The sequence below is a fragment of the Leisingera sp. ANG49 genome (assembly GCF_059694505.1).
In genome coordinates this window covers 170,614-188,233 of sequence record NZ_JCATZN010000002.1, presented here as the reverse complement: position 1 = coordinate 188,233, position 17,620 = coordinate 170,614, and the positions used below count along the sequence as shown (strand labels likewise).

23 protein-coding genes are annotated in these 17,620 nt (G+C 66.2%); 9 read left to right on the top strand and 14 right to left on the bottom strand.

Going from position 1 to position 17,620, the window contains the following annotated elements:
• Position 1: 1 nt before the first annotated feature.
• On the top strand, positions 2 to 637 hold the full coding sequence (locus AC58NV_RS07310) for a DUF1326 domain-containing protein (RefSeq protein WP_497226540.1): 636 nt from the start codon (positions 2 to 4) through the stop codon (positions 635 to 637).
• Positions 638 to 730: 93 nt separating this feature from the next.
• Positions 731 to 1,084 carry a GFA family protein gene (locus tag AC58NV_RS07305; protein ID WP_497226539.1) on the top strand — a complete coding sequence of 118 codons (354 nt, stop codon included), beginning with the start codon at positions 731 to 733 and terminating at the stop codon, positions 1,082 to 1,084.
• A 17-nt stretch (positions 1,085 to 1,101) separates the two neighbouring features.
• On the opposite strand, the gene AC58NV_RS07300 is transcribed toward AC58NV_RS07305, so the two are convergent.
• Positions 1,102 to 1,869, bottom strand: coding sequence for an AraC family transcriptional regulator (locus AC58NV_RS07300; protein WP_497226538.1), 768 nt, complete (start codon positions 1,867 to 1,869; stop codon positions 1,102 to 1,104).
• A gap of 67 nt (positions 1,870 to 1,936) precedes the next feature.
• Here AC58NV_RS07300 and AC58NV_RS07295 point away from each other — a divergent pair, with 67 nt between their 5' ends.
• The 3 genes from AC58NV_RS07295 (at position 1,937) to AC58NV_RS07285 (ending at position 3,725) form a co-directional block, all read left to right on the top strand.
• Positions 1,937 to 2,539: a pyridoxamine 5'-phosphate oxidase family protein gene (locus AC58NV_RS07295; protein WP_497226537.1), complete on the top strand. Its 603-nt coding sequence runs from the start codon at positions 1,937 to 1,939 to the stop codon at positions 2,537 to 2,539.
• Between the two features lie 143 nt (positions 2,540 to 2,682).
• On the top strand, positions 2,683 to 3,222 hold the full coding sequence (locus AC58NV_RS07290; protein WP_497226536.1) for a PAS domain-containing protein: 540 nt from the start codon (positions 2,683 to 2,685) through the stop codon (positions 3,220 to 3,222).
• Positions 3,138 to 3,725, top strand: a complete 588-nt coding sequence (locus AC58NV_RS07285) for a sensor histidine kinase (protein WP_497226535.1) — start codon at positions 3,138 to 3,140, stop codon at positions 3,723 to 3,725. The genes AC58NV_RS07290 and AC58NV_RS07285 overlap by 85 nt, the downstream gene beginning before the upstream one ends.
• A 65-nt stretch (positions 3,726 to 3,790) precedes the next feature.
• On the opposite strand, the gene AC58NV_RS07280 is transcribed toward AC58NV_RS07285, so the two are convergent.
• The 5 genes from AC58NV_RS07280 to pyk all read right to left on the bottom strand — a co-directional run bounded on the left by AC58NV_RS07280 (position 3,791) and on the right by pyk (position 6,839).
• Positions 3,791 to 4,183, bottom strand: a complete 393-nt coding sequence (locus AC58NV_RS07280) for an ester cyclase (RefSeq protein ID WP_497226534.1) — start codon at positions 4,181 to 4,183, stop codon at positions 3,791 to 3,793.
• Positions 4,184 to 4,381: 198 nt separating this feature from the next.
• The gene (rplT, locus tag AC58NV_RS07275) at positions 4,382 to 4,747 is read right to left on the bottom strand and encodes a 50S ribosomal protein L20 (RefSeq protein ID WP_008557989.1); all 366 of its coding nucleotides are present in this window, start codon (positions 4,745 to 4,747) and stop codon (positions 4,382 to 4,384) included.
• A gap of 15 nt (positions 4,748 to 4,762) precedes the next feature.
• Entirely contained in the window at positions 4,763 to 4,963 is a 201-nt protein-coding gene (gene rpmI / locus AC58NV_RS07270) for a 50S ribosomal protein L35 (RefSeq protein WP_366661191.1), read from the bottom strand.
• A 118-nt stretch (positions 4,964 to 5,081) separates the two neighbouring features.
• The gene (locus AC58NV_RS07265) at positions 5,082 to 5,303 is read right to left on the bottom strand and encodes a hypothetical protein (RefSeq protein ID WP_497226533.1); all 222 of its coding nucleotides are present in this window, start codon (positions 5,301 to 5,303) and stop codon (positions 5,082 to 5,084) included.
• Between the two features lie 90 nt (positions 5,304 to 5,393).
• The gene (pyk, locus tag AC58NV_RS07260; RefSeq protein ID WP_497226532.1) at positions 5,394 to 6,839 is read right to left on the bottom strand and encodes a pyruvate kinase; all 1,446 of its coding nucleotides are present in this window, start codon (positions 6,837 to 6,839) and stop codon (positions 5,394 to 5,396) included.
• Between the two features lie 118 nt (positions 6,840 to 6,957).
• Between pyk and AC58NV_RS07255 the strand changes: the two genes are divergently transcribed.
• The 3 genes from AC58NV_RS07255 to AC58NV_RS07245 all read left to right on the top strand — a co-directional run bounded on the left by AC58NV_RS07255 (position 6,958) and on the right by AC58NV_RS07245 (position 8,492).
• Positions 6,958 to 7,695 (top strand): N-formylglutamate amidohydrolase, encoded by a 738-nt coding sequence (locus AC58NV_RS07255; RefSeq protein WP_497226531.1) that lies wholly within the window; start codon positions 6,958 to 6,960, stop codon positions 7,693 to 7,695.
• 158 nt (positions 7,696 to 7,853) lie between these two features.
• Positions 7,854 to 8,093: a DUF6868 family protein gene (locus tag AC58NV_RS07250; RefSeq protein WP_366661195.1), complete on the top strand. Its 240-nt coding sequence runs from the start codon at positions 7,854 to 7,856 to the stop codon at positions 8,091 to 8,093.
• Positions 8,094 to 8,177: 84 nt separating this feature from the next.
• Positions 8,178 to 8,492, top strand: coding sequence for a DUF1244 domain-containing protein (locus tag AC58NV_RS07245; protein ID WP_497226530.1), 315 nt, complete (start codon positions 8,178 to 8,180; stop codon positions 8,490 to 8,492).
• A 210-nt stretch (positions 8,493 to 8,702) separates the two neighbouring features.
• On the opposite strand, the gene AC58NV_RS07240 is transcribed toward AC58NV_RS07245, so the two are convergent.
• Entirely contained in the window at positions 8,703 to 9,884 is a 1,182-nt protein-coding gene (locus AC58NV_RS07240; protein WP_497226529.1) for a CaiB/BaiF CoA transferase family protein, read from the bottom strand.
• Between the two features lie 190 nt (positions 9,885 to 10,074).
• A complete protein-coding gene (locus tag AC58NV_RS07235; protein WP_497226528.1) occupies positions 10,075 to 10,563 on the bottom strand; it encodes a winged helix-turn-helix transcriptional regulator in 489 nt (162 codons plus the stop codon).
• Positions 10,564 to 10,635: 72 nt separating this feature from the next.
• On the opposite strand from AC58NV_RS07235, the gene AC58NV_RS07230 reads away from it, so the two are divergent.
• Positions 10,636 to 11,460, top strand: coding sequence for a dienelactone hydrolase family protein (locus AC58NV_RS07230; RefSeq protein WP_497226527.1), 825 nt, complete (start codon positions 10,636 to 10,638; stop codon positions 11,458 to 11,460).
• Positions 11,461 to 11,494: 34 nt separating this feature from the next.
• Here the strand turns inward: AC58NV_RS07230 and AC58NV_RS07225 are convergent, their stop codons facing one another.
• From AC58NV_RS07225 to AC58NV_RS07200, 6 genes are all read right to left on the bottom strand, one after another.
• The gene (locus tag AC58NV_RS07225; RefSeq protein WP_497226526.1) at positions 11,495 to 12,331 is read right to left on the bottom strand and encodes a CE1 family esterase; all 837 of its coding nucleotides are present in this window, start codon (positions 12,329 to 12,331) and stop codon (positions 11,495 to 11,497) included.
• Positions 12,332 to 12,495: 164 nt separating this feature from the next.
• A complete protein-coding gene (locus tag AC58NV_RS07220) occupies positions 12,496 to 12,732 on the bottom strand; it encodes a hypothetical protein (RefSeq protein ID WP_497226525.1) in 237 nt (78 codons plus the stop codon).
• A gap of 322 nt (positions 12,733 to 13,054) precedes the next feature.
• Entirely contained in the window at positions 13,055 to 13,915 is an 861-nt protein-coding gene (locus AC58NV_RS07215; protein ID WP_497226524.1) for a D-amino-acid transaminase, read from the bottom strand.
• 10 nt (positions 13,916 to 13,925) lie between these two features.
• Positions 13,926 to 14,891 (bottom strand): N-acetyl-D-Glu racemase DgcA, encoded by a 966-nt coding sequence (gene dgcA, locus AC58NV_RS07210; RefSeq protein ID WP_497226523.1) that lies wholly within the window; start codon positions 14,889 to 14,891, stop codon positions 13,926 to 13,928.
• A gap of 148 nt (positions 14,892 to 15,039) precedes the next feature.
• Entirely contained in the window at positions 15,040 to 16,041 is a 1,002-nt protein-coding gene (gene dgcN, locus AC58NV_RS07205; protein ID WP_497226522.1) for an N-acetyltransferase DgcN, read from the bottom strand.
• A gap of 114 nt (positions 16,042 to 16,155) precedes the next feature.
• Positions 16,156 to 17,427: an MFS transporter gene (locus AC58NV_RS07200; protein WP_497226521.1), complete on the bottom strand. Its 1,272-nt coding sequence runs from the start codon at positions 17,425 to 17,427 to the stop codon at positions 16,156 to 16,158.
• Between the last annotated feature and the right edge of the window lie 193 nt (positions 17,428 to 17,620).

The window sequence follows — 17,620 nt, the reverse complement described above, 5'->3', positions numbered from 1 at the left end:
CATGGCACATGTGGATTGGTATATCGAAGGCCCCAGCTTCGGAAACTGCAACTGCAACTATGGCTGCCCCTGCCAGTTCGAGGACCTGCCCACCCACGGGTTTTGCACCGGGTTCGAGGTGATCCACATCGACAGGGGCCATTTCGGCGGCACCGACCTGACGGGCGCCCGCGCCGCGCTGCTCTATGCCTGGCCCGGCCCGGTCTTCGAGGGCAAGGGCGCCCTGCAGGCGATCATCGACGACCGCGCCAGCGACGCCCAGCGGGCGGCGCTGGAAACCGTGCTCATGGGCGGCGAAACGGACGAGGAAGCCACCCACTGGTGGGTCTACCGCGCCATGTGCGACACCGTGCATGAAACGCTGATCAAGCGGATCGACTACGAGGCCGACATCGAAAACCGCACCGCCAGGCTGGACATCGAAGGGCTGGTCACGTCCACCGGCCGCCCGATCCGGCCCCCGCATGGCGACGGCGAGCACCGGGTGCAGATCGGCATCCCCGGCGGTATCGAGTTCACCCTGGCCGAAATCGGCAGCGCCTCCACCAAATCCAATGCTGCGATCAAGCTGGACCTGGACGACAGCTATGGCCAGTGGGCCATCATTCGCCACGGCCCCCATGGGGTGGCCGCCTGAGGCCGACGGGCGTCAAATCCGCACAAACCGCTTGCCCGCACCCCGCTGGCCCGGCCAAGCTTGCCACGTTCCCCTAACCAGCTCAGGCAAGCCATGAGAAACTATTCAGGCAGCTGTCATTGCGGCGCTGTCCGCTTTTCCTTCCTTGCGCCGAAAGTCACCAGTGCAATGCAATGCGACTGCTCGATCTGCATCCGCAAGACCGCCTTCCTGAGCCCCTTCAAGGTGCCGAAGGACGATATGAAGATCACCGCAGCCGGTGACGCGCTGAAGACCTACCGTTTCGGCACACTGGCTGCGCAGCATCACTTCTGCGGCACCTGCGGCATCCATACCTTTGTGGAGCCGCGACTGTCGCCCGGCACTTTCCGCGTCAACCTTGGATGTATCGACGGCGTGGATACCTTGCACCTTCCATTGGAGATTTTCGATGGCAAGAGCTTGTAACACCAGCCGGACCCCGTTCAAATCACCCGCCGCATCATCTCCTGCAAGGACTGGCGGCTGGCATAGCCCAGCCGCTGGGCCACCTGCTCCATCCGCTCGCCGCGCGCCTCGGCCCGCAGCGCGATCTGGCAGCGCAGCCGGCCGCGCCAGGCGCCTAAGCTCAGCCCCGTCTGCTGCTGGAACCGGCGGGTGAAGCTGCGGCGGCTCATCCCCGCCAATGCCGCCCAATGGTCGATCGTTTGCACGCTGCCGGGGCTGTCCATCAGCGCATCGCAGACCCGCCGCAGCCGCGCATCCGCCGGATACGGCAGCGCCAGCGGCGATTTTTCCGCCGCACCCAGCTCGATCAGGATCAGCCGGCTCAGATGATGCGCCCGGGTCGGCAGCGGCCAGGGGTTGTTCATCCCGCACAGCGCCGCGATCAGCCCCGCCAGCAGCGGAGAGACCGTCACCGCCCGGCACTCCGCCATCATCTCCGCCCCTGTCTCTGCCGGGTCGATATAGAGGGACTGCAGCTGCACCTCCCCCGCCATGCGGATCTCATGCGGCATCCCCGCCGGAACGATCAGCCCCGACCCCGCCGGCACCGCCCAGCTGGTGCCGCCGGCCTCTGCCATCATCAGCCCGGCCACCGCATAGACCAGCTGATGCCGCGGGTGGGTGTGCCAGGCGGAGACATAGCCGTCCGGGTAGCGGCGGGCATAAGACGCCACCCCATGCGGCAGCTCCTGCACCGCATCGGCAGAGGTCTGGCTCCGCGGGATGATTTCCGGAATTTGGCCCATTTGCGCCAAAATTGGCCCCATCGCCCCAAAAGGGCAAGATAAAACGCAACCAAAAGGAGACAGGCCGATGCAGACACTCACCACCACCGATGAGCTTGAAGAGATCTACGGCGCCCCGGTGCCGCAGTCGCTGACAAAGGTCACCAGCCGTCTGACGCCGCTCTACCGCGACTGGATCGGGGCGTCGCGGTTCCTGGTCCTGTCCACCATCGGGGCCGAAGGCACCGACGCCAGCCCGCGGGGCGACGACGGCCCGGTGGTGCATATGGCGGACGACCGGACCCTCTGGCTGCCCGACTGGCGCGGCAACAACCGCATCGACTCCTTGCGCAACATCGTCCGCGACCCGCGCGTCAGCCTGATGTTCATGGTACCGGGCTGCAACAACGTGGTGCGGGTCAACGGCACCGCCGTGCTGACCGCGGACGAGGGCCTGCGCAGCCATTTCGCCCGCAAATCCCTGCTGCCAGCCACCGTCGCGGTGATCACCATCCAGGAGCTCTATTTCCAATGCGCCAAGGCGCTGATGCGCTCGCGCCTGTGGGACCCGGACGCAGACCGCCCCGCCGTCCCCACAGCAGGCCAGTTCCTGAAGGAGCAGGAGGCGGCGTTCGAGGCCGAGGCCTATGACTCCGGCTATGCGGAATACGCCAAGTCCAGGATGTGGTAGGCGCCGCAGCCGGCGGCGGGCCGCGGCGCGCAGCTGATGCACGCAGAGGATGCGTTTTCCCGCCAGCCCAACACCTTGAGGCTTGCCAGACACTTTGCGGCATGTGCAGAATGGTCCGCCGACGCTGCTCATGGACCGCGCCTATGCCTACCCACATGGACCGCACCAGCCTGACCTGGAAGGTCACGCCCGATCTGCTGGGCGTGGTCGACGCCTCCGGCGTCTTCATGGACACCAACCCGGCCTGGTTCCGCACCCTCGGCCTGCTGCCGGAAGAAATCGAGAGCCGCCAGTTCTTCGACTTTCTGCACCCGGATGACATGTCCCGGACTGAGGCCGCCTTTGAACGGGTCAAGCACGGCGAGCCGGTCCTGCAGTTCGAGAACCGCTACCGCCACAAGGACGGTACCTACCGCTGGCTGTCCTGGAACGCGGTGCCGGAGGGCGACCGCTTCTATTGCAACGCCCGGGATGTGACCAAAGCCAAGGAGCAGGAGCTGCACTTGGCCACCCGCGAGCAGGAGGCCCGCTTCCGCGAGCAGTTCATCGCGGTGCTGGGCCACGACCTGCGCAATCCGCTGTCGGCGCCGCGCTGCGGTTGCTGGAGAACGAGCCGCAATCGGCCAAGGCGCTGGAGATTCTGGCCCTGGGCCGCCAGTCCGTCACCCGCATGTCAGCGCTGATCAACGACATCCTCGATTTCGCCCGCTCGCGCCTGGGCGACGGCATCGAGGTTGAGCGTTCGGCCAGCGCAGAGCTGCGGCCGGTGCTGGCGCAAGCGGTCGAGGAGATCCGGCTGGCGAACCAGGCCGCCCCGATCACCGAGAACTACAGTTTCGCCGACCCGCTGAACTGCGACACCGACCGCATCGCGCAGCTGGTTTCCAACCTCCTGTCCAACGCCGTTACCCACGGCGCGCCAGGAAAACCGGTGACCGTGACCGCCCGCGATGACGGAAGCGATTTCCTGCTGTCGGTCGCCAACCAGGGGGATCCGATCCCGGGAGGCACAATGGCCCTGCTGTTCGAGCCTTTCACCCGCTCCGGCACCCGCGAGTCGCAAAACGGGCTTGGCCTCGGCCTCTACATCGCCCAGCAGATCGCCAAGGCGCACGGCGGCCTGCTCACGGCGGAGTCGGATGAGGTGCAGACGGTCTTCACCCTGCGGATGCCGCGCCAGGGCTGACCAGCGCAGGCGCGCCGGCGTTGCCGCGCAGACGAACTGGCCTGCCCTGCCGCGGCTGCCGAACCTTACCCCGAGACCTGGCGCTCGTAGTCTTCTGCGTCGAACCACCCCTGGGAGGACGTGATCTTCATGCCGTCGTCCAGCTCCCATTCCTCCCAGCCGCTCACGCTAAGCGGGTTGCCGGTCCCGGCGTGGTGGCCTGTGAATGTCCACATGTACAAAACATGGGCGCCAGCCCCGCGGATGCCATCGCAGCTGAGATGCAAGTCCGGCACATCCGCGTGAAATCCTGCGGCCATCTCGGTGAGGCCGCTGTGACCGCTCGACGGCTCCCCGCGGTTGATCACAATACTGCTGCCCGGATCATGGAAAGCCGCGACCTGCTCCGGCACTTTTGAGTTCCAAGCCTCCGTATATCGTTGCGCAAGATCATCCAGCTGACTTTGAGAGTATGGCATTTTCAACCTCCTGCCGTGCTGAACAGGCTAACTAGCGCAGGCATAAAAGGCGGCAAGCGGCCAGCTCCCGGGCCTCCAGGCCGGAAGGCCGGGTGCCGCCTGACACCGGTCCAGCGCGCCCGGGCCCCGTCTGATCCCCCAAACGCAAAAAGGCCGCCCCGATGGGCGGCCTTTTCTGAATTCCAAAGCTCCGGAGCCTTAGGCTGCCAGCGCGTCCTGTGCCTGGCGCACGATCGCACCGAAGGCTTCGGGCTCGTGCACGGCCAGATCGGCCAGAACCTTGCGGTCCACTTCGATGCCGGCCAGGGTCAGGCCGTTGATGAAGCGGGAGTAGGTCAGCGCTTCGTCGTGCGAACGCACAGCAGCGTTGATCCGCTGGATCCACAGCGCGCGGAAGTTGCGCTTGCGGTTCTTACGGTCGCGGGTTGCGTACTGGTTCGCCTTGTCGACGGCCTGACGGGCAACCTTGAAGGTGTTCTTGCGGCGGCCGTAGTAACCTTTGGCTGCCTTGATGACCTTCTTGTGACGGGCGTGAGTTGTGGTACCACCTTTAACGCGGGACATATCTCAGATCTCCTCTTAGCGGTCGTAGGGCATGAAGCCCTTGACGATCTTTGCGTCGGGTGCCGACAGGGTGGTGGTGCCGCGGGCATCGCGGATGAATTTCTTGGTGCGTTTGATCATGCCGTGGCGCTTGCCGGCCTGACCAGCCATGACCTTGCCGGTCGCGGTCACCTTGAAGCGCTTCTTGGCGCTCGACTTCGTCTTCATCTTGGGCATTTCCGTCTCCTTCAATGCAGGTTCGCTAGACGCGCGACTCGGCATGCCTAAGAAAGGCCGGCCGCGCGGAACAGAGCTGCCCTTTACGCAATGCTTGCACCGGGAGCAAGCGGATTCTCTAAAGAAACCGGCCGACAACCCGGAAAAACACGTCCGGGATCTCCTCGACGCTGTAGCCGCCGGGATTCGTCATCACCGCATAGGTAACCAGCCCGATGGCAATCAGGATGGTCAAAACCGACGCCCGCGGCGGGCGGCGTTCGCTGAGCGCGGACATCACCGACGGCACCGTGAAACCCGCAATGATCAGCCCCAGGATCAGCGCCAGATCCGTATCCATGAACCACGTCCCCCGTCAACACAGCAACACGGGAAATGGTAGGCGCAGGCAGCGGCATTTCAATCGCCGCCCCCTGCTCCGGCTGGCCGCTTACTCCGGATCGGTGCTGTAGATCAGCCGCTCGTCGCAGGGCGCGATGCGCAGGATGTTGGTGGTGCCCGGCACGTTGAAGGGCACCCCCGCGGTGACCACGATCTGGTCGCCCTCACTGGCATAGCCACCCGACCGCGCCGCCCGCGCGGCGCTGACAACCGCGCCCTTGAAGCGGTCCAGCTCCGGCGTCATCACGCATTTGCAGCCCCAGCTGAGGCACAGCCGCCGCGCCGTAGTACTGACCGGGGTCATCGCGATGATCGGCACGCCAGGGCGTTCCCGCGCGGTCAGCAGCGCAGTGGTGCCGGACTGGGTGAAACAGCAGATCGCCTTGATCTCAGTCTTCTCTGCAATTTCCCGCGCCGCGGCAACGATGCCGTCCGCCACCGTGGTGCCCTTGGCCGAGCGCGACGACGCGATGATCTGGGTATAAGTCGGGTCAGCCTCAACCTCGACCGCCACCTTGTCCATGGTCTGCACCGCTTGCACCGGATACTGGCCGGCCGCGCTTTCGGCGCTCAGCATTACCGCATCGGCGCCCTCATAGATGGCGGTGGCAACGTCGGAGACCTCGGCCCGGGTCGGCATCGGGCTTTCGATCATGCTTTCCAGCATCTGGGTCGCCACGATCACCGGCTTGGCCGCGGCCCGGCACTTGCGCACCAGCCGTTTCTGAATCGGCGGCACCGCCGCCACCGGCAGTTCGACGCCAAGGTCGCCGCGCGCCACCATGATGCCGTCGGAGGCATCCAGGATGGCCTCGAAATCCTCCACCGCCTGCGGCTTCTCAATCTTCGATAGCACCGCCGCGCGGCCATCGGCCAGCGCGCGCGCCTCATAGACATCCTTGGCCCGCTGCACAAAGGACAGCGCCAGCCAGTCCACCCCCAGGGAGCAGACAAATTCCAGGTCCGCACGGTCCTTCTCGGACAAGGCCGCCAGCGGCAGCACCACGTCGGGCACATTCACCCCCTTGCGGTTGGAAATCGTGCCGCCGGTCTCCACCGTGCAGTCGGCAAAGTCCGGGCCGCAGTCATCCACCACCAGGCGGATCTTGCCGTCATTGACCAAGAGATGCGCGCCCGGCTCCAGCGCCTGGAAGATCTCCGGATGCGGCAGGCACACGCGCGACACGTCGCCCTCCGCCTCATCCAGGTCGAGGCGGAATTTCGCCCCCTCCTCCAGCTCCTCGGCGCCGTTGGCAAACACACCCACCCGCAGCTTCGGGCCCTGCAGGTCGGCCAGAATCGCAATCGGGCTGTCCAGATCCTGCTCCACCTGGCGGATGATCTTGTGCTTCTCGGCGATCTCCGGGTGGCTGCCGTGCGACATGTTCAGGCGGAACACATCGGCGCCCGCCTCATGCAGCGCGCGGATGGTCTCGTAGGTCTCCGAGGCCGGCCCCAAAGTGGCGACAATCTTCACATTGCGCGATCGTTTCATTGGGTTCCTCTCCTCCGGACCTGACTTATGTTACCGCAAACAGCTCGGGGTGCTTATCCCCCAATTCCCATTTCCGCGCAACTCCCGTAAAGAGATTGCGGCAAAACATATCAGGCTCATGACATATACTCCCTTTTTTGTTCACGGCGCAGACCGCCCCGCCCGCTGGCTGATCACCTGCGACCACGCAACCAACCATGTGCCGGAATTTGCCGGCGGCGGCGACCTCGGCCTCCCGCGCGAGGACATGGAGCGCCACATCGCCTATGACGTCGGCGCCTATGAGGTGTCCAAGCTCCTGGGCGAGATGCTGGACGCGCCGGTGGTGGCGTCGAATTTCTCCCGCCTGGTGATCGACCCCAACCGCGGCGAGGATGACCCCACCCTGCTGATGAAGCTTTATGACGGCACCATCATCCCGGCCAACCGCCACGCGGGCGAAGCCGAGCTGAAGGAGCGGCTGGAAGGCTGCTACCGCCCCTACCACCGGGCGCTGGCGCGGCTGGCGGAACGGCCCCGCACGGTGATCGTCTCGGTGCACAGCTTCACCCGCCAGCTGCGCGGACGGCCGCCGCGGCCCTGGGAGATCGGCATCCTGTTCCCCGAGGGCGAGCGGTTCTCGCCCTTCGTCGTGGACGAGCTGAACCGCGAGGACGGCCTGTGCGTCGGCGTCAATGAGCCTTACACCGGCTATCTGCCCGGCGACGCGATCGAAACCCACGCCACCAAGCCCGGCCGCCCCAACACGCTGATCGAGCTCAGGAATGACCTGATTGCCGAGCACAAGGGCCAGCATGAATGGGCCGAGCGCCTCGCCCGCATCCTGCCCCAGGCGCTGGAAACCTCCGGCCTCTGACCTCGAATCTGTACCGGAATCCGGCGCGAATTCCGTCCCGGGAAACGCGTGTTTTCCGGGCCGTTCCCCGCGCCGGGAAACGGCTCCGCGTTGCAGAACCAGCGCTGCACCCCCATATCTGTAACGGAAACGCGGGATTTTCCGGGAAAGGAGCAGTCATGACCCAGGAAACCCTCTCTGCCTTTTTCGGCTGGCTGACCCTGCTGCACATCGGCCTGTTCACCCTCTCCGCCGTCCTTCTGATGCTGATGCGGGACTGGGTGGCCGGCCTGCACGCCCGCATGTTCGGGCTGGCACCCGCGGATGTCAGCCTCACCGTCTACCGCTGGCTCGGCACCTACAAGATCGTGATTTTCGCCACCGCGCTGGGGCCGTGGCTGGCGCTGCAGCTGATCTGACCCTGCCGCACCCCGCCATTGCCCGCCCCCGCCGCGGCTGCTAGGCCTGTGCCAAACACCCCGCACTCACTCAGGACCTCCGCCATGGACAAGCAAACCGAGACCGAAATCCAGGCCGCCGCCTTCCGCCGCCTGCAAAAGCACCTGATGGAAGACCGCACTGATGTGCAGAACATCGACCTGATGAACATGGCCGGCTTCTGCCGCAACTGCCTGGCCCGCTGGTACCAGGAAGCCGCCAACGAGCGCGGCATCGACATGGACAAGACCGAAGCCCGCGAAATCTACTACGGCATGACCATGGAAGAGTGGAAAGCCAACTACCAGACCGAGGCCAGCGCCGAGAAACAGGCGGCCTTCGAGGTCGCGTTTAAGGAAAACGTGACCGACAAGCAGTAGGCCTTGCCCGGCGCCTGCGGGCGGATGGGCTCTGAGGCCACTAAACGCTCCCGCGCCCGCACGAAACCCCGGCCCAGGGCCGGACTTCCGGACGGCCTTCGGCCCGGCGCCGCGCACAGCGCGGCCCCGGGCCCAACTGCGGGGGCTGCATTTTCAATGCAGGTCCGGCAGGCGGGAGCGCTCCGGTTGTGAAATGACCGGGCCGGGCGGTCAGGCCACCACGCCGCGGGACTTGAGCGCTGCGAAAGCCTCCGGCGTGATGCCGATCCCCGCCAGCACTTCGGCACTGTCGGCGCCATGCGCGCGCGGGCCGTGATCCAGCTCCGGGCTGCCGTGGCCGTAGGCGAATCCCGCAACCGCCAGTCTTTGCCCCTCGGCCTCCTGCACTGCGCCGCGCGCCTGGTAATGCGGTTCGGCCAGGCTTTCCTCCAGATGCCGCACCCGGGCCGCGGGCACGTGGTGGGCGTTCAGCAGCTCCTCCCATTCCGCCGCAGTGCGGGTCAGCATCACATCTACCAGAACTTCGGTGTCCCAAATCCGGCGGGCGGCGATCTCTGCCCTAGGGGTATTGGCAATCGCCTCCGCCTCCGCCGGGCGGCCGACAGTGCGCATCAGCGCCGCCATCTGCTTGCTGGTATAGGCCCCGATCATCAGGGTGCCCGCCGCGGTCTGATAGGCGGCATAGCCCGCCAGCGACGGATCCCGGTTGCCATGCGGGCGCGGCCCCTTGCCGGTGTGCAGCGCCTGGCAGGTGCCGGAGTTCTGCAGCATCAGCGCCGCATCCGCCATCGCCACGTCGATATAGCGCCCCTGCCCGGTCACCGCCCGGCCGTAAAGCGCCGCCGAGATGGCCAGAGCCGCCTGCGCGCCGGTGCCGTAATCCACCATTGCGGGCCCCACCCGCAACGGGTCCTGCCCAGCCTCGCCATTGGCGGCCATGATGCCGCTGAAGGCCTGGATCACCGTGTCGTAAGCGGGGTGCTCCGCTTTCGGCCCCTGCTGCCCGAAACCGCTGATGGCGCAGTAGATCAGGTCCGGTTTCAGCTCTGCCAGCCGCTCATAGGTGAGGCCCAGCCGCTGCACCGCTGGCAGCGTGTAATTCAACACCACCACATCGGCCGTCTCCACCAGCCGGGCAAAGATCTCCTGGCCTTCGGAACCGGCCAGATCCAGCGCCAGGCATTTCTTGCCCGCCGCCTGGGCCTGGAACGCCAGCCCCATGCCCCGGGCATTCAGTTCCGGATCGGCACCCTCACCCCGGGTCATGTCGGGCTGGGCCGCCGGCTCGATCTTGATCACCTCGGCCCCCAGCACCGCCAGCTGATAGGCCGCAAAGGGCCCGGCATACACATGGGTCAGGTCGAGAACCCGCACTCCTTCAAATGGCCGCATGGATTGTCCTCCCGGTTTCCGCAAGGCTAGGCGCGGCGGCCGCCAGTTACCGGCCCGTTTCCGCCATCGGCTGCGTCGTTTTCCTGCCGGATGCAGAGCCTGCAGGAGGGGCGCTGCCCCTCTTGGTCTGGCGGCCAATTCACCCCGTAGTATTTGCCCAAAGGTGAAAGGAGCCGGACTGGCTGCCGCCTCAGCCTCTCAGCCGCAACGCCGCGCGCGCCGGATCAACCGGCGCCCCCTCCGCATCCACCAGTGCGACCCGCAGCGGTGCGCCGGTTTCCCGGTCCGCCACCTCGACAGGCGCCGCGCCGCCGGTGACATGCGCCTCCCCCCATTGGGTCAGCGCCAGAAAGGTCAGCGCCAGCCCGCGCCCGGCCTCCGTCAGCACATAGGCCTGGCGCACGCGGTCGCCGGCCTCCTGATAGGGCCGCTTTTCCAGGATCCCGCGCGCCACCAGACTGTTCAGCCGGTCCGTCAGGGTGGAGCGCGGCGCCTTCAGGTCCTCGCGCATATCGTCATAGCGGCAGACGCCGTAGAACGCCTCCCGCAGGATCAAGAGCGTCCAGCGGTCACCCAGGATCTCCGCGGCCAGCGCCATCGGGCACTGCTCCTTGGGCACCAGGGCGCGGCGGCGGATGGCGGGCAGGGTTTCACGGGAATCAGAGGCTGGGTTTGACATGCGGACCCAGATAGGGGATTTCTATCTGAGTTCAAAATCAAGACTCAGATTCGCAGACAGGAAGGACACCCGATGACCAAGCGCCCGCTGGACCAGGATGACACGCTGGAGGATTTCGAGCCGCGGCGGATCAGCCTCAACGATGCTGAGAAAACCGTGCATGTGTCAGGCAGCGGACCGGCGGTGATCGTGATGGCGGAAATGCCGGGGATCAGCCCGCATGTCGCCCGCTTTGCCCGCTGGGTGCGTGATGCGGGGTTCACCGTCTACATGCCGTCGCTGTTCGGCCGCGACGGTGCCTTGGCCACGGCGGAGGACGGCGCAGAGGTGTTCCGCCGCGCCTGCGTCAGCGCCGAGTTCCGCGCCTTTGCGGGCAATGGCTCCAGCCCTGTCACCCAATGGCTGCGGGCGCTGGCGCGGCTGGCGCACCAGGACTGCGGCGGCCCCGGCACCGGCGCCATCGGCATGTGTTTCACCGGCAATTTCGCCCTGTCGATGATGCTGGAGCCCTCCATGCTGGCGCCGGTGCTGGCGCAGCCCTCGCTGCCGCTGGACAACCCCGCTGGCGTCGAAAGCCCGCCGGAGGAGCTGGCCGCCGTGCGCGACCGGCTGGAGCGCGAGGACCTCACCGTGCTGGCCTACCGGTTCCAGGGCGACGCCTTCTGCCAGGCCCAGCGTTTTGCCGCCTATGCCGAGGCTTTGGGAGACCACTTCGACGCCCGCACCCTGCCAGACAGCGCCGCCGCCGCAGACGTGCCGCCGTTCTTTGCCAAACACGTCCCCACCCCGCACAGCGTGGTGACCGCGCATCTGGTGGATGAGGCGGGCAGCCCGACGCTGACCGCGCGGGATGAGATCCTCAGCTTCTTCAAGGAGCGGCTGACGGAGCGCGGCTGATCACACGGGCGGCGGGGCAGCCCTGCCCCGCCCCTCAGCGCTCCACCCCCTCGAACCAGTCCAGCGCCATGGCGCTCCAGTCCTTGGGCAGGCCGTGGCCGCCCTTGTGCAGGATCAGCTCCAGCCCGCCGGCATCGCAGTCCCAGCGCTTGCGCCAGATGCCGTCTTCGGTCTCATGCCCTGCGGCATTTCTGCGGCAGCTGTTTTCGCGGCGCCACAGCTGCAGCCCTTCCCAGATATCGGCCTGTATGATCTCAGCAACCGAACCTTGGATCACCCGGCCTTCCAGCGGCACGACCTTGTCGGTGAAACCATGGATGTGCAGCAGCCGCACCGGCCCCTTGCAGTCCTGCGCCATCGGCAGCCAGAAACCGCCGGCAACCGCCGCATAGGCAGCCGCAAACTCCGGCGCCTGGCACGCTGCATCCCACACCATCGAGCCGCCGCGGGAGAAGCCGCTCAGCAGCAGCCGGTCCGCCTCCACCCCGGCGCGGGCGGCGGCATCCGCCAGCACATCGCGCAGAAACGCCAGGTCGTTGCGCGGATAGGTGTTCCAGCCGTCGCGCACCGACCAGTCCGCGGGCTTGCCCTCTTTCCAGGGCAGCCCGTTTGGGACAATCACCGCATAGCCGCGCCGGGTGAAACCCGCCACCAGTCCGGTGTTGGCAATCACCTTGGCGCCGCTGCTGCCATAGCCATGCAGGAACATCACCGCCGGCCCGCCCTGCCAGGCCTCCGGCAGGGCCATATGGTATTCGCCGCCGTCAATCCGGCACGGCGCCTCCCCGCCGCACGCCGAGGCCCCCTCCGCCGCCGCTGCCGGCGCGGCCAGCAGCCCCGCTGCCAGCAGCATCCATATCCGGTTCAGCATCTGCGCTCCTCTCCCGTCCGGTTCACGGCCAAGCCTATCACACTCAACAGGCGCTGCTGCGGCCATGAAAAAGGCCGCCCGTTCTGGGCGGCCGTTGCAAATTTCTTCTCTTAAATCCCCGGACCGCCGGTCCGCAGCAGGGCGCGCACCCCCGGACGGTGCGCCTAACCGCGGAAGCGGCCCAGAAGCCGGGAGGCCAGTGCGCCGGAGGCCGGACGTTCCCGCGCCAGGAGCTTGCCAGCCAGCCACCCCCGGCTGGCATGCGCCTCGGCATAATCGGGATGCTCCACCACTTCCGCGGTCAGCACCTGGCGGACAGCGGCCAGAATTTCCGCGTCGCTCGGCTCTGCGGCCTGGCTGTTCACGGTTTCCCCGATCTCTGGCTGGTAACACTGCTGCATCTGGAACCTCCACGGTCTGCGGCTCTGGCTGGCGGCCCCCCTGGCCGGCTCCCATCACCTGAAATCAGAGTACCGCATTCCGCCGCCAACGGGCGCATTTTGTGTAAAATTAGTTAAAATCCTGAGCCGTAAGACGGGTTTCAGGGAACAGTCGCCCAACCCGACACCCATTGTTGCCAGGGGCTGGAAAATACGCTGTTTCATCCGCTTTGAAACCAGGCTTTTGCGCTCTGCCGCACAGCCCGGAACAGTGGAATTGATTCTCTTTTGAACAAAAAACCGCCCCGAAGGGCGGCCTTTCGATCCGGTCCGGCAATCAGCCTCAGACCGCTTTATTGCGGCTTTCTTCCAGGTAGATCTCGCGCAGGCGCTTGGCGATGGGGCCCGGGGTGCCATCGCCCAGGGTGACGCCGTCGATCTCCACCACCGGCATCACAAAGGCGCTGGCAGAGGTGGTGAAGGCCTCGTCCGCGTCTTTGGCTTCCTCGATGGTGAACAGGCGCTCCTCGATCTCCATCTGCGCTTCCGCCGCCAGCCGCAGCACCGCGGCGCGGGTGATGCCGTGCAGGATGTCGTTGCTGAGCGGACGGGTCACGATCTTGCCGTTCTTCACGTAATAGGCGTTGTTGGAGGTGCCTTCGGTCACAAAGCCGTCCTCGATCAGCCAGGCATCATCGGCGCCGGCCTTCTTGGCCATCATCTTGCCCATCGACGGGTACAGCAGCTGCACCGTCTTGATGTCGCGGCGGCCCCAGCGGATGTCCTCGATCGAGATGATCTTGGCACCTTTCGCGGCAGCGGGGCTGTCGGCCAGGCCGGGCTTGTTCTGGGTGAACAGCACGAGGCTCGGCGGGGTGTCGGCGGAGGGGAACACGAAGTCCCTGTCGCCGTCGGAGCCGCGGGAGACTTGCAGATAGACCAGGCCTTCCTCGATGCCGTTCAGCTCCACCAGCTTGCGGTGGATTTCCAAGAGCTCCTCCTTGGAGCAGGGCGACGCCATATCCAGCTCTTTCAGCGAGCGGTCCAGGCGCACCGCGTGGCCTTCGAAGTCGATCAGTTTGCCGTCGAGGACAGAAGTCACCTCATAAACCGCATCGGCAAACAGGAAGCCGCGGTCAAAGATCGAAACCTTGGCCTCGTTTTCCGGCAGGTATTCGCCATTCACATAAACGGTACGGGTCATAGTCGTCTCCTCAGCCCCAGAGTGCAGCCACAGGCGGGTGCACGCCGTCGGCATCAAATGTCAAAGGTTCGTCGCGGTCTTCGGCCAGAAGCAGCGGCCCGTCAAGATCCGTAACCGCCGCACCCTGCGCCACAAGCGTCGCGGGCGCCATCGCCAGCGACGATCCGACCATGCAGCCGACCATCACCTGGTAGCCCTCGGCCAGCGCCTGCTCGCGCAGCTTCAGCGCCTCGGTCAACCCGCCGGTCTTGTCCAGCTTGATGTTGACCACATCGTATTTGCCCTTGAGCTTGGGCAGGCTTTCGCGGTCATGGCAGCTCTCGTCGGCGCAGACCGGCACCGGGCGCTCCATACCTATCAGGGCTTCGTCCTCACCTGCGGGCAGAGGCTGTTCCACCAGCTCCACGCCTAGGCGCACCAGATGCGGCGCCAGCTCGGCATAGACCTCTGCCGACCAGCCCTCATTGGCGTCGATGATGATCTTGGCATCGGGCGCGCCGGCGCGCACCGCTTCCAGGCGCGGCATGTCGTCGGGGGTGCCCAGCTTGATTTTCAAGAGCGGCCGGTGGGCGTTCTCCGCCGCCTGCGCCTGCATCTTCTCGGGCGTATCCAGCGACAGCGTGTAGGCGGTGATCTCAGCCTTGGGCTCCGGCAGGCCTGCCAGCTCCCAGACCCGCTTGCCGGCCTGTTTCGCCTCCAGATCCCACAGCGCGCAGTCAACCGCATTGCGGGCAGCGCCGGCGGGCAGCAGCGATTGCAGCTCTTCGCGGGTGAAATCGGCGGGCAGCCCTTCGATCTCGGCCGTCACGCTGTCCAGCGTCTCGTTGTAACGGGCATAGGGCACGCATTCGCCCCAGCCGGTGACGCCGTCCTTTTCGACCCGCACGGTCAGCACCTTGGCCTCGGTGCGCGAGCCGCGCGAGATGGTGAAGACCTGCGCCAGTTTGAAGACGTCCGGGGTGACGGTGATGTTCATGAAACTGCCCTTTCCTGCGGCCCTCCGCAGTCGGCGGGCCCTGGCGCGATGCCCGGCCAACGGGGCACCTGCCTTTTCATCTTTCCAAAAAATACTCCCGCCGGAGGCACCGGCCCTGTCGGCACGCGCCTCCGGCGGGGCTGTTAGATCAGACTGCGGCCAGCGCGTCCACCAGGCGGCCGGCGCCGTGGCGGTACGGGTCGACGGCGGGCAGGCCCATGCGCTCTTCCACCTCGGCCAGGTATTTCACCGCCTCGTCCTCGGTCAGGTGCTGGGTGTTCACCGAGATGCCGACGATCTGGCAGGCCGGGTTGGCCCGCCGGGCCAGCGGCAGCGACACCTCGCGCAGCTCTTCCAGGGCCGGCACGTCGTAATCCGGCAGACCGCGCATATGGGTGCGGGTCGGCTCGTGGCACAGGATCAGCGCGTCCGGCTGGCCGCCGTGCACCAGCGCCATGGTGACGCCCGAGTAGGACACGTGGAACAGCGAGCCCTGGCCCTCGATCAGGTCCCAGTGGTCGTCGTCATTGTCCGGGGTCAGATACTCGATGGAGCCCGCCATGAAGTCCGCCACAACCGCGTCCAGCGGCACGCCGTGGCCGGTGATCAGGATGCCGGTCTGGCCGGTGGCGCGGAAGGTCGACTTGATGCCGCGCTTCTGCATCTCGGCGTCCATCGCCATGGCGGTGTACATCTTGCCGACCGAGCAGTCGGTGCCGACGGCCAGGCAGCGCTTGCCGCTGCGCTTGACGCCATTGGCAATCGGGTAGCCGACGGTGGGGACGCGCACGTCGTGCAGGGTGCCGCCGTGGGTCTGGGCCGCGGCCACCAGGTCGCCCTCGTCGCGCAGCAGGTTGTGCAGGCCGGAGGCCAGGTCATAACCCATTTCCAGCGCCTCGATCAGCACCTCTTTCCACGCGGGCGAGATCACGCCGCCGCGGTTGGCAACGCCGATCACCAGGGTCTTGGCGCCGGCTTCCTTGGCCTCGGCCAGGGTCAGCTCCTTGAGGCCCAGGTCCGCGCCGCAGCCCGGCAGGGAAATCTGGCCGACCGCGTGGTCGGGACGCCAGTCGCGAATGCCGATGGCAACCTTGGCAGCCAGCATGTCGGGCGCATCGCCCAGGAACAGCAGATAAGGGGTCTCGATCATCGCGCTCATCCTTCCAGTATAACAGGTCGCGTCAATTTCGGGCGAATTTCGCGCAAAGTCCTCTCGAAATCGCGCAGGAAAGTTTCGCTTGCGCGACTTTCTTCGCAATAACGGTCAAACTGTCGAAGATTCTCCCTCCGCTTCGCGACTTGTTCGCGATTCCTCCTCCTGCGACCAGCTTTCTGCCTGCAGGGCACCGGGCTGCGCCACGCCGATCACGCCCATCGCCTGGAACTCGCCGGTGTCCTCCGGCGCCTCGGAACTGGCCCGGCGGGCAATGGCGATCAGCGCAACGACAATGCCGACCCCGATCAGCAGGTACTGCAGGCCCCGCCCGTCTGCGAGGCCGATCATGTTCGGGCCGATCAGAATGCCGAAGAACTGACCCAGCTGCAGCAGGAACGCCATAGTGCCGCTGGCGGGCACCACCTGGCCCGGCTGCAGGTGGTCGTTGGCATGGGCCGCGAGGATCGAGTAGATCGGCAGCGTGGTGGCCGCTATCACCGAGAAGCCGATCACGATGCGCGACGGCGCCGTGTCCACCGCCATCCACAAGGCCACCAACGCGGAAATCCCGGACAGCGCGATCACCACATAGCGGCGGTCGGTGCGGTCCGACAGCCACCCCACCGGGTATTGCACCAGTGCCGAGGCGATCAGCGCAATCACCAGCGCGCCGGAGGCCTGCGCCTCGCTGAAACCGTTCTGCAGCGCATACAGCGGCAGGCTGATGTACCAGGCCACCACCCCGGCGCCCATGATGACGATGCCCAGCACCGTCATCGGCGACACTTTGTACAGCCGCGTCACCGGCATCCGGTCCGGGGCGGAATACTCCGGCGCCCGGTTGTTGGACAGCAGCAAGGGCACGATCGCCACCGACAGCAGGATCGAGGTGACCCCGAACAGCAGGTTGCCGCTGGGGTCCGGCAGGCCGACCATCGCGGTGCCCAGCGCCGGCCCCGCCGTCTGGATGATGAAATAGACCGACAGAACCTGGGCGCGGATGCGGTTTTCCGACTTGGCGTTGAGCCAGCTTTCGGTGATCACGTAGAGCCCCGGGAAACAGAACCCCGCCAGGAGCCGCATCAGCGCCCAGCTGACCGGGTCCGCGGTCAGCAGATGGGCAATTGCGGCGACCGAAACCATCGACGCCAGCGCCGAGAACACCCGGATATGGCCCACTTTCTCGATCAGCCGCGGCGTCAGCATGGTGCCGGCCAGCGCCCCCAGCGGGTAGCAGGACTGCATGATCGAGATCTCCAGTTCGGAAAACCCCAGGGTGGCCCCCCGGATTGTCAGCAGCGTGACCAGCAGCCCGTTGCCGACCATCAGCATCATCATGCCCAGAAACAGGGCCCAGTTCTCGATCAATGCGCGTCTCATGAAACTCCTTTCCCGTACCGGGCTTGCGGCCGGCGCCATGCCCCACCCCTAAGGCGGCCGCGGCGGCACATTCGCGCATGTTTGCGACGGAAACGGCGCAAACGGGATTGCCGCAACGCGGCGTCTCTTGCCGCAGGTGCAAAATCCGCTTGCAAGGGGGTGCGCAATTTAATAACTCAAGGATCGAAAATTC

What these genes read in the sequence shown, in the direction of transcription:
- AC58NV_RS07310 (WP_497226540.1), top strand. Translation starts at nt 2, where the DNA reads ATGGCACATGTGGATTGGTATATCGAAGGCCCCAGCTTCGGAAACTGC.
- AC58NV_RS07305 (WP_497226539.1), top strand. Translation starts at nt 731, where the DNA reads ATGAGAAACTATTCAGGCAGCTGTCATTGCGGCGCTGTCCGCTTTTCC.
- AC58NV_RS07300 (WP_497226538.1), bottom strand. Translation starts at nt 1,869, where the DNA reads ATGGGCCAAATTCCGGAAATCATCCCGCGGAGCCAGACCTCTGCCGAT.
- AC58NV_RS07295 (WP_497226537.1), top strand. Translation starts at nt 1,937, where the DNA reads ATGCAGACACTCACCACCACCGATGAGCTTGAAGAGATCTACGGCGCC.
- AC58NV_RS07290 (WP_497226536.1), top strand. Translation starts at nt 2,683, where the DNA reads ATGCCTACCCACATGGACCGCACCAGCCTGACCTGGAAGGTCACGCCC.
- AC58NV_RS07280 (WP_497226534.1), bottom strand. Translation starts at nt 4,183, where the DNA reads ATGCCATACTCTCAAAGTCAGCTGGATGATCTTGCGCAACGATATACG.
- rplT (WP_008557989.1), bottom strand. Translation starts at nt 4,747, where the DNA reads ATGTCCCGCGTTAAAGGTGGTACCACAACTCACGCCCGTCACAAGAAG.
- rpmI (WP_366661191.1), bottom strand. Translation starts at nt 4,963, where the DNA reads ATGCCCAAGATGAAGACGAAGTCGAGCGCCAAGAAGCGCTTCAAGGTG.
- AC58NV_RS07265 (WP_497226533.1), bottom strand. Translation starts at nt 5,303, where the DNA reads ATGGATACGGATCTGGCGCTGATCCTGGGGCTGATCATTGCGGGTTTC.
- pyk (WP_497226532.1), bottom strand. Translation starts at nt 6,839, where the DNA reads ATGAAACGATCGCGCAATGTGAAGATTGTCGCCACTTTGGGGCCGGCC.
- AC58NV_RS07255 (WP_497226531.1), top strand. Translation starts at nt 6,958, where the DNA reads ATGACATATACTCCCTTTTTTGTTCACGGCGCAGACCGCCCCGCCCGC.
- AC58NV_RS07250 (WP_366661195.1), top strand. Translation starts at nt 7,854, where the DNA reads ATGACCCAGGAAACCCTCTCTGCCTTTTTCGGCTGGCTGACCCTGCTG.
- AC58NV_RS07245 (WP_497226530.1), top strand. Translation starts at nt 8,178, where the DNA reads ATGGACAAGCAAACCGAGACCGAAATCCAGGCCGCCGCCTTCCGCCGC.
- AC58NV_RS07240 (WP_497226529.1), bottom strand. Translation starts at nt 9,884, where the DNA reads ATGCGGCCATTTGAAGGAGTGCGGGTTCTCGACCTGACCCATGTGTAT.
- AC58NV_RS07235 (WP_497226528.1), bottom strand. Translation starts at nt 10,563, where the DNA reads ATGTCAAACCCAGCCTCTGATTCCCGTGAAACCCTGCCCGCCATCCGC.
- AC58NV_RS07230 (WP_497226527.1), top strand. Translation starts at nt 10,636, where the DNA reads ATGACCAAGCGCCCGCTGGACCAGGATGACACGCTGGAGGATTTCGAG.
- AC58NV_RS07225 (WP_497226526.1), bottom strand. Translation starts at nt 12,331, where the DNA reads ATGCTGAACCGGATATGGATGCTGCTGGCAGCGGGGCTGCTGGCCGCG.
- AC58NV_RS07220 (WP_497226525.1), bottom strand. Translation starts at nt 12,732, where the DNA reads ATGCAGCAGTGTTACCAGCCAGAGATCGGGGAAACCGTGAACAGCCAG.
- AC58NV_RS07215 (WP_497226524.1), bottom strand. Translation starts at nt 13,915, where the DNA reads ATGACCCGTACCGTTTATGTGAATGGCGAATACCTGCCGGAAAACGAG.
- dgcA (WP_497226523.1), bottom strand. Translation starts at nt 14,891, where the DNA reads ATGAACATCACCGTCACCCCGGACGTCTTCAAACTGGCGCAGGTCTTC.
- dgcN (WP_497226522.1), bottom strand. Translation starts at nt 16,041, where the DNA reads ATGATCGAGACCCCTTATCTGCTGTTCCTGGGCGATGCGCCCGACATG.
- AC58NV_RS07200 (WP_497226521.1), bottom strand. Translation starts at nt 17,427, where the DNA reads ATGAGACGCGCATTGATCGAGAACTGGGCCCTGTTTCTGGGCATGATG.